This is a genomic window from Enterococcus lemanii (assembly GCF_016909125.1).
Taxonomy (GTDB): Bacteria; Bacillota; Bacilli; order Lactobacillales; family Enterococcaceae; genus Enterococcus_I; species Enterococcus_I lemanii.
Genome location: NZ_JAFBFD010000061.1, coordinates 1 through 9,346 on the forward strand (window position 1 = coordinate 1; position 9,346 = coordinate 9,346).

The following is a 9,346-nucleotide window of genomic DNA, read 5'->3' on the forward strand; positions in this document are numbered from 1 at the left end:
ATAAGTCATCCTTGATTCAGTATAAAGGACTTTTTTGCGTCTGAATAGTAATAATAGCAATTTTTAGTGTGAAAAAATCTTTGCACCACTAGTGAGTTTTTAAGTAGTTCTAAATAGGAGGAATGAAAGATGGACGGATTTGTACAATTTATGGAAGAAAAATTTGTTCCAGTTGCTTCAAAAATTGGGGCACAACGACATTTAGTCGCAATTCGTGATGCATTTATGGTAACCATGCCAATGATGATTTTAGGCGCCTTGGTAGTAATGATTAATAACTTACCACTACCCGTTTTTCAAAATGCAATGAATGCGATTTTTGGTGGCGAATCTTGGACAGGATTTGGCGGCGCGGTTTGGTCAGGAACATTTGCTATTTTGTCTGTTTTTATTGCTTTCTTGTTAGCTTATAACCTTGCACAAGGTTATGGTAAAGACGGTGTTGCGGCAGGGGCTGTTTCACTCGGTTCATTCTTTGCCTTAGGTGGCGCAACAGGCATGTCTAGTACAGGCTTATTTATTGCGATTATTGTTGGTATTATTTCAACGGAATTATTTATTCGATTAATTGGTAATGATAAATTAGTTATCAAAATGCCTGATGGCGTACCACCAGCAGTTGCACGTTCATTTGCAGCGCTACTTCCAGCGATGATTGTTATCAGTTTATTTGGCTTAGTAGCAGCAATCTTTGCCGCTTTTGGTGTGACGGATATTGTAGGCGCGTTTTATCTAGCTGTTCAAGAACCTTTCATGGGGATGGCAAGCACGTATCCTTCAGCATTATTAATTGCTTTTATTACACCGTTCTTATGGTTCTTTGGTTTACATGGAGCAAATATGATTGATCCATTTATGCAAACAATTAATGCACCAGCTATTGAAGCAAACGTGACCGCAATTGCTGCAGGTAAAGCAGCTCCTTATATTGTTAATAAACCTTTTATAGATAGTTTTGTTAACTTAGGTGGAACGGGTGCAACATTTGGTTTAATTATTGCGATCTACTTAGTTGGTCGTAAAAATAAAGCTTACAACGTAGTCAATAACTTAAGTGCAGCACCAGGTTTATTCAATATTAACGAACCAATGTTATTTGGTTTGCCAATTGTCTTAAACCCAATTATGTTTATTCCATTTATCTTAACGCCAATGGTTTTAGTAACGATTGCTTATTGGTCAACGAAGCTAGGAATCGTGCCACCAGCAACCTTTATGCCTCCTTGGGTAACACCACCAATCTTAGGCGGATTTTTAGCAACACAAAGTATTTCAGGTGCAATTTTAGCAGCAGTGAACTTAGTCGTTTCTGTTCTAATTTACTTACCATTTGTTAGAATTGGAGTTTTACAAGAGTTAAAACGCGAACAAAATGCTTAGGTATTTTGAGCAAAGCCTTGGCTAATCCTGAGGCTTTGTTTTTTTTCGTGAAAATTTAAAGTTAGGAGTGAAAGGGATGCCTGAAATTAAAAAAATGAATCAAGAAGAATATGAGCAAATGTTTCAATTGGCGCAATATGCCTTTCAACTAGATACAAGTGGTGCTTATCAAGAACGTTTTAATTACTTAGCCCAACATTCTGTTAATTACGGCTCTTTTGAAGGTGATCACTTAGCTAGCCAAGTGATAGCGACTCCATTTAAAGTTAATTTTTTTAATCAAGTTCATTCGATGATGGGAATTGGTTTTGTTTCTTCGGATCCATCTTTTCGTGGTGGTGGCAGAATCGATGAAATTATGCGACAAATTTTACGTGATTGTTATGAGCAAAATATTTTATTTTCTTATCTAGCGCCTTTTTCTTACCCATTTTATCGTCGTTACGGTTATGAACTCCTTTTTGAACGAATTTCTTATCGATTACCAAGTAAAGAGTGGGAGATTGGACCAAAAACTAAAGGTGAAATTAGGAAAAAAACGTGGATTCAAGCAAAAGAAGAGCTGAAACAAATTTATCAAAAAGTGATGCAAAAAAAACCAGGTGCACTTGTGCGAGAGGAATGGTGGTACGATTATAAGTTTGATTTGCACCGTTCAAATTATTTTGCCATTTATTATGATGATAAACAACAAGCACAAGGGTACTTGGTTTATCAAATAAAGGCTGGGGTTTTTACCTGTGTTGAATGGCTTTATCAAACGTTAGATGCTTATCATGGTTTAAATCGCTATATTGCCTCTCATATTGATTCTGTTAGTGAATTTTACTATGAGCAAGCATTTAACGGAAAGACGCCATTTGCATGGACGCAAGTTCCCATTCAAAAGGCTCAAATTCGACCGGAAATGATGGCGAGAATTGTTGATTTTGAAGCCTTTTTAAATGTTTTTCCATTTGAGCGTCTTACGGAATCTTTTGCAATTGAAATGACAGAAGATATCTATGCTCCTTGGAATCAAGGGATTTATGAAATTGTACGAGAAGACAATAGAAATATTAAAATTCAAAAAGTTTTAAAAACTTCTTTGCCGCGCTTAACGGGTACGATTCAAGCCTACACACAATTATTTTTAGGTTATCAATCATTTGATTACTTGCTATTTTTAAATAAAATCCAAGCAGAAATAGAGTTAAAGTCGATCCTGGATTCGATATTCCCGCAAGAAGCGCCTCTTTTAGAAGATTATTTTTAAAAACAATCTTGCACTCTGTTTATTTTCTCGTTAAAATAAACAGAGTGTTTGGTCCTCTTAGTAAAATGGATATTACAAAATCCTCCTAAGATTTAGTTGTAGGTTCGATTCCTACAGAGGACGTTTTAATAAAATAAAAAAATTGAAGAATAATCGTTGTAAAAGAAATTTTGACGGGTAGAGAAATGATTGCTCGATTATTAAAAAATAAAAAAATATTTTAATAATCTTTAGAAAAAGCCTGTTTTCTTTCCTGTGTTTGTGCTATAATTGTTTTTGTAGTTATTGTCATGGTAAATTATGGTAGTTTGTTTCATCTTAAAACATCTTCCAAATTTTCACCTTAACAACGAATTGCAAAATATGTGTGTGGAACACAAGGAGGATTTTTTAACATGGAAACAGGTACAGTAAAATGGTTTAACTCAGACAAAGGTTTTGGATTTATCACTGCAGAAGACGGAAAAGACGTTTTCGTTCACTTCTCAGCAATCCAAGGCGAAGGTTTCAAAACTTTAGAAGAAGGTCAAGCAGTGACTTTCGATGTTGAAGAAGGTCAACGTGGCCCTCAAGCAACAAACGTTCACAAAGCTTAATTAAATTTAAATTAGCCAAAAGATGAAGTGAAAGCTTCATCTTTTTTTTATGCAAAAATTGAGAAAATACCAGAAACGCTCAAAAAATAGGTAAAATATAGTATAATACCAAGAGTGAAGAGGGTGAGAAAATGAATCCAACTTTTGCTGTTGTGGATATCGAGACAACAGGTACCAATCCTAAAACGGATCGTATTATTCAAATAGGTTGTATTTTAATTGAAAATAATCAAATTGTTGGCCGCTACGCAACAGATGTAAATCCAGGTCAACCAATACCGAAACAGATTATAAATTTAACGAAAATTTCGCCTTATCAAGTGAAAAAAGCACCATATTTTGAAGATATTGCGTGGACAATTTATCACTTGTTAAGCGAGACAACTTTTGTTGCACATAATATTCATTTTGACTACCAATTTTTAAATGAAGAATTCATTCGTTGTGGTTTACCACCCCTCGAAATACCTGGAGTAGATACGGTAGAGTTAGCACAGATTTTTTTACCAACCGAAACGAGCTACCGTTTAAATGACTTAGCAGAGCGTTTTGGTTTTGAACATGAAAATCCCCACCAAGCATTAAGTGATGCGGAAGTAACCGCAAATCTATTACTTTATATAAAAGAAACAGCCCAACAACTTCCTTTAATTACAATGGAAAAGTTGCTTGAATTAAGCGGAGCCACTAGCTATCAAACAGGACAATTTATTGCGTATCTTCTTGAAATGATGAGAAAAAATCCGCAAGTACTGGTGGATGATTTACAAATTGTTCATGGAATCGCCTTAAGAAAAAAAGAAAATAAATTATTTGAAACGCCTCTTTTTACCAATCATTATCCTAAAACAAAAAAAGAAAAACAGTCTTTTTTTTATACGAAAATGGAATATCGAAAGTCACAGCAACGTTTGATGAATTTAGTTTATCAACACTTTACTGAAGGAACTGAAAAAAACTTATTTATTGAGGCTTCAACAGGAATGGGAAAAACAATTGGTTATCTTTTTCCATTAAGTTTTATAGCGACACCGCAAAATCCGGTGATTGTTAGTACGGCTTCCATTTTGTTACAACAACAGTTAATGGAGGAAGATTTACCCAAGTTAAATGCGATCTTACCTTGCCCATTACAAGGGATAATTATAAAAGGAAAACACCACTATATTGATTTACAACGATTCAAAGTCACATTAGATAAACCGTTGCGTCAAAAGCAATACACGCTTTATCAAATGCGTATTTTAGTTTGGTTAACACAAACACAGACGGGGGATCTAGGTGAATTAAATATTTTACAAGCAGGTCATTTGCTTTTTGATGAAATCCGTCATCGTGGTGTTGAATTTTTACTTGTAAATCAACCTTTTTATGAAGAGGATTTTTTACGCTATTTATATAAAAAAATGAACCAAAGTAATTTGTTAGTCGTAAATCATGCCTTTTTAGCACAAGAAACGCAAAGAACTCAACCGCTTTTACCTGCTAGTGATTATTTAATTATTGATGAGGCACATCATTTGCCTGAAATTGTTGAAAAAGTTAGCAATCAATTTGTCGATACAGAGAAGTTTCAACGTTTGATAAAAAGCTATCAAGATGAAGGACAACTATTTAATCAAATTGAAAACCTCTTCGCCAATCATATTGAAGCGAACCATCTCTTTGATTTATACCAAGAAGAATTGATAGAAATTTATACATTACAAGAAGAAATTATTGCTGCTAAATTTAAAGAACAACCGGTCAAAGTGACTCATATTCTTCAACACGAGCAGTGGCTTGCATCTAAGGATGTTCACAAATTAGAGAAAAAACTTTTTTTATACTATGATGAAGCTTTGTTTTTACAAGAACGGTTACTAGCACTTAGTCTAAACCTTCAAGAACAATGGCTTGAACGTGATAAAATTATTTTTGGGAAATTAGTTTCTTTATTTTCTGAGATGACACTTCAGGCTCAAATGATGAAAAAATGGTTTTATGCTTGGGAAAGTCAATATGTACATAAAATTTATCTGTATGCAAGTCAAAACACTGCTCGTTTAGAGTTAATTGACTTAGCAGCAACTTTGCTACCTCAAACGAGCTGGTACCCGCGTTATAAAAAGATTGTTTATTTAGGCGGTACTTTAACAGTACCAAGGCAGCCGCACTATTTTGCACAACGCTTAGGAATAACGGCGCAAAAAGTACGTACTTTCCCTTCTGAATTTGATTATCAATTACAAGCCAAGTTTTATGTGGTTGACGAGGAAGTAGCGTTAAAAGATTTAGATTATGAAAGCTATGTAACCTATTTAACACGATCAATTACCACACTTTTGAAAAAAAATGAGCAATCAGCGTTAGTCTTATTTACATCTCATGAGGTATTACAGGATGTTTATGCACGGATGCATCTTCATTTTTTAGAAAACGGACGTGAAATATTGGCCCAAGGAATTGGTGGTAGTCGAGAACGGCTTTTAAGGCGTTTTAAACACTCAAAAGGCTCAATTTTATTTGGGGCAGATAGTTTTTGGGAAGGCGTCGATTTACCGGGGGGTTCTTTAGAATTAATAATTGTCACCCGACTACCGTTTGAACATCCGAGCCGTAAAATGATTGAGGCAAAAACGCGCTATTTTTCAGAACAACGTTTAAATTACTTTAAACAAGAAGCATTGCCCAAAGTATCGCTTAAACTTCGACAAGGGCTAGGTCGTTTAATCCGTTCAAGAGAAGATCAAGGTGTATTTATTTTACTTGATTCACGGATATTGGATGCCTCTTATGGTAAACAATTACAGCAAGCACTGCCCAAAAGTTTACCAATTGAACGCGTATCGTTAAGCGAAGCCCGTGATGCAACTTGTAAATTTTTAAATTCAAAAGAAAATAATGAAAAAACATTTAAAAAACAATGAGATTTTTGTTACAATAGGTGTTATAAAAGGAGCAAGCGATTTGGAAAGTAAACAGACAAAAGAGCAAAAAAAAGTCCTTGCTTTGTTTATGGGGATAGTCCTTTTACTATTAATTATATTTTTTTCAACTATTTTTTATATTCGTGCCTCCAGACCGATGCGGCAAGCGAAAGCAGAAGCCATTCAATTGGCACAACAACACGTTGCTTTAAAAAGGGTCGATCATTTTTATTGGTACACGCGTGAGGAAACATTTTTCTCTTTAATCGGAGAGGATGAAGACGGAAAAGAAAAAATTATTATTATTCCTAAATCAGGAGAAAAAATGACTATTTTAGATCAAAGTGACGGACTAGATGAGACAGAGGTGCGCGCCATTATCAACAACGCGTTTTCAAATGAAAAAATAAAGAAAATTACCTTAGGGATGTTTGAAGGTCAAGTTGTTTGGGAGGTAATGACAAAAACTTCGAATAATTTGCATTATTACTTGCTTGATTTTAAAGATGGGACGCTACTTAAAAGTATCCAATCTGAGTAAATAAAAATAATAAGGAGGCTATACATAATGAAATTATCAAAACGTGTTCGTAATTTAGAACCTTCTGTTACTTTAGCCACAGCGGCTAGAGCGAAAGAATTAAAGGCACAAGGTTTAGACATATTAAGCGCCACTTTAGGTGAGCCAGACTTTGTAACACCAAAAAACATTCAACAAGCGGCTATTCAAGCAATTGAATCTGGAAAAGCTAGTTTTTATACAGCAAGTGCAGGGATTCCTGAGCTTCGTCAAGCAGTAGTTGATTATTTTAAAAGGAATTATGGTTTGACTTATAACGTATCACAAACCATTGTTACAGACGGAGCAAAATTTGCACTGTATGCTTTATTTCAATCCATACTTGATGAAGAGGATGAAGTCATTATACCAGTTCCTTATTGGGTGAGTTATGCAGAACAAGTTCGTTTAGCAGATGGTGTACCTGTTTTCGTCGATGGCGCAGAAACAAATCAATTTAAAGTAACCACTGAACAACTTGAACAAGCACGTACAAGTAAGACCAAAGCATTCATGCTAACAAGCCCATCAAATCCAACAGGGATGATTTATACAAAAGAAGAGTTACTGGCAATTGGCGAATGGGCAGTCGAACATGATATTTTAATTGTAGCAGACGACATTTATGGTGCACTTGTCTATAATGGCGCCGAATTTACACCAATTGCGACTTTGTCAGAGGCTATTTGTAACCAGACGATTGTCATTAATGGTGTATCAAAAACATATTCAATGACCGGCTGGCGAATTGGTTTTGCAGTTGGTAACCAAGAAATTATTACGGCAATGATTAATATTGCTTCACAAGCAACGAGTAACCCTTCAGCAGTTAGTCAATATGCTGCTTTAGAAGCGTTGAATGGTCCACAAGATTCTATTGAAACGATGCGATTGGCCTTTGAAGAGCGTTTAAACCGTCTCTATCCACTTGTTTTAGAAATTCCAGGAGTGAAATGTGCGAAACCTCAAGGTGCCTTTTACTTATTCCCGAATGTGAAAGAAACAATGGATTTATGTGGTTATACTGACGTCACAGCATTTACTGAGGCTCTTTTAAATGAAGCGCACGTAGCTTTAGTGACAGGTGCTGGATTTGGTTCTCCTGAAAATATTCGAATCAGTTATGCAACAGATTGGGATACCCTAGAAGAAGTGGTTAAAAGAATAAAAGCTTTTGTTGAAAAAAAGCGTCAAAAGTAATACACTCTTAAAGGATGTTTAAAAAATAGAATGGAGAGACACAAGTGAAACAAATTCAAATTATCGATGCAAAAAATCACGTGGGCGAAACAGTTAAAATTGGCGCTTGGGTAGCAAATAAGCGTTCAAGTGGCAAAATTGCTTTCTTGCAATTAAGAGATGGAACAGCATACTTTCAAGGGATTGTTGTAAAAAATGAAGTTGGTGAAGAAATTTTCCAAATTGCGAAAAATTTACACCAAGAAACATCAATCATGGTGACTGGTGAAATCAGAGAAGATGATCGTTCAAAATTTGGTTATGAAATTGGCATTCAAGGAATTGAAGTTATTGGCGAAAGTCATGAGTATCCAATTACACCAAAAGAACATGGGACGGAATTTTTGATGGATCATCGTCATTTATGGTTACGTTCTTCAAGACAACACGCGATTATGCAAATCCGTAATGAAATCATTCGTGCAACCTATCAATTTTTCAATGAGCGCCATTTTGTAAAAATTGATCCACCAATCTTAACTGGTTCTGCTCCAGAAGGCACGACCGATTTATTTGAAACAGATTATTTTGATCAAAAAGCCTATCTGTCCCAATCAGGACAACTTTATATGGAAGCAGCAGCGATGGCTTTTGGTAAAGTTTTTTCTTTTGGACCAACATTCCGAGCTGAAAAGTCTAAAACTCGTCGACACTTAATTGAATTTTGGATGATGGAACCTGAAATGGCTTTTACGACACAAGAAGAAAGTTTAGTTGTTCAAGAAGAATATGTTTCTTTCTTAGTTCAAGGGGTGCTTGATAACTGTGTACAGGCTTTAGATGTGTTAGGCCGCGATCGAGCGATTTTAGAAAAATATACACAACTACCATTTCCAAGAATTTCTTATGATGAAGCGGTGAAGATGTTAAATGATAATGGATTTGATGATATTACTTGGGGCGATGATTTTGGTTCACCTCATGAAACATTTATTGCGAATTCATTTGATCGCCCTGTCTTCATCTTGAATTATCCAAAAGCGATTAAACCATTTTATATGAAACCACATCCAACACGCGAAGATATTGTCATTTGTGCAGATATGATTGCACCAGAAGGTTACGGTGAAATCATTGGTGGCTCTGAACGTGTGACGGATTATGATTTCTTATTAGAAAAAATTCGTGAATTTGGTTTAAGTGAAGAAGAATACTCTTGGTATTTAGATTTACGTCGCTATGGTTCAGTACCTCATTCTGGCTTCGGCTTAGGATTAGAAAGAACCGTTACTTGGCTAGCAGGAATTGAACATGTTCGTGAAGCAAGTCCATTCCCACGTTTGTTAAATCGTTTATATCCATAAATAAAAAAGTGGCTCTTTGTCAAATAGTGTTGTTTAGCAATATCCGTATAATTAAGAAGGACTCAGGTTCTTCTTTTTTTGTTATTTAATTTTGGCTTTTTAAA

General features: G+C 35.3%; 7 protein-coding genes. All 7 read left to right on the plus strand.

All coding sequences use genetic code 11. The features are described 5' to 3' along the window. The first annotated feature begins 129 nt into the window (after nucleotides 1-129). Nucleotides 130-1,380 (plus strand): PTS sugar transporter subunit IIC, encoded by a 1,251-nt coding sequence (locus JOD14_RS12630; protein ID WP_204655137.1) that lies wholly within the window; start codon nucleotides 130-132, stop codon nucleotides 1,378-1,380. A gap of 76 nt (nucleotides 1,381-1,456) precedes the next feature. Beyond that, nucleotides 1,457-2,635 (plus strand): GNAT family N-acetyltransferase, encoded by a 1,179-nt coding sequence (locus JOD14_RS12635; RefSeq protein WP_239576208.1) that lies wholly within the window; start codon nucleotides 1,457-1,459, stop codon nucleotides 2,633-2,635. A gap of 395 nt (nucleotides 2,636-3,030) precedes the next feature. Next, on the plus strand, nucleotides 3,031-3,231 hold the full coding sequence (locus JOD14_RS12640; RefSeq protein WP_204655138.1) for a cold-shock protein: 201 nt from the start codon (nucleotides 3,031-3,033) through the stop codon (nucleotides 3,229-3,231). A 131-nt stretch (nucleotides 3,232-3,362) separates the two neighbouring features. Beyond that, complete coding sequence (locus tag JOD14_RS12645) at nucleotides 3,363-6,140, plus strand: helicase C-terminal domain-containing protein (RefSeq protein ID WP_204655139.1); 2,778 nt, start codon at nucleotides 3,363-3,365, stop codon at nucleotides 6,138-6,140. Nucleotides 6,141-6,180: 40 nt separating this feature from the next. Then, nucleotides 6,181-6,681, plus strand: a complete 501-nt coding sequence (locus JOD14_RS12650) for a cell wall elongation regulator TseB-like domain-containing protein (RefSeq protein ID WP_239576209.1) — start codon at nucleotides 6,181-6,183, stop codon at nucleotides 6,679-6,681. Nucleotides 6,682-6,708: 27 nt separating this feature from the next. After that, complete coding sequence (locus JOD14_RS12655; protein ID WP_204655141.1) at nucleotides 6,709-7,899, plus strand: pyridoxal phosphate-dependent aminotransferase; 1,191 nt, start codon at nucleotides 6,709-6,711, stop codon at nucleotides 7,897-7,899. A gap of 44 nt (nucleotides 7,900-7,943) precedes the next feature. Further along, nucleotides 7,944-9,242 carry an asparagine--tRNA ligase gene (gene asnS / locus JOD14_RS12660; RefSeq protein ID WP_204655142.1) on the plus strand — a complete coding sequence of 433 codons (1,299 nt, stop codon included), beginning with the start codon at nucleotides 7,944-7,946 and terminating at the stop codon, nucleotides 9,240-9,242. Nucleotides 9,243-9,346: the final 104 nt, after the last annotated feature.

Excerpts from the sequence above, each read along its gene's own strand:
- JOD14_RS12635 (WP_239576208.1), top strand. The coding sequence starts at position 1,457 with ATGCCTGAAATTAAAAAAATGAATCAAGAAGAATATGAGCAAATGTTT.
- JOD14_RS12645 (WP_204655139.1), top strand. The coding sequence starts at position 3,363 with ATGAATCCAACTTTTGCTGTTGTGGATATCGAGACAACAGGTACCAAT.
- JOD14_RS12640 (WP_204655138.1), top strand. The coding sequence starts at position 3,031 with ATGGAAACAGGTACAGTAAAATGGTTTAACTCAGACAAAGGTTTTGGA.
- JOD14_RS12630 (WP_204655137.1), top strand. The coding sequence starts at position 130 with ATGGACGGATTTGTACAATTTATGGAAGAAAAATTTGTTCCAGTTGCT.
- JOD14_RS12655 (WP_204655141.1), top strand. The coding sequence starts at position 6,709 with ATGAAATTATCAAAACGTGTTCGTAATTTAGAACCTTCTGTTACTTTA.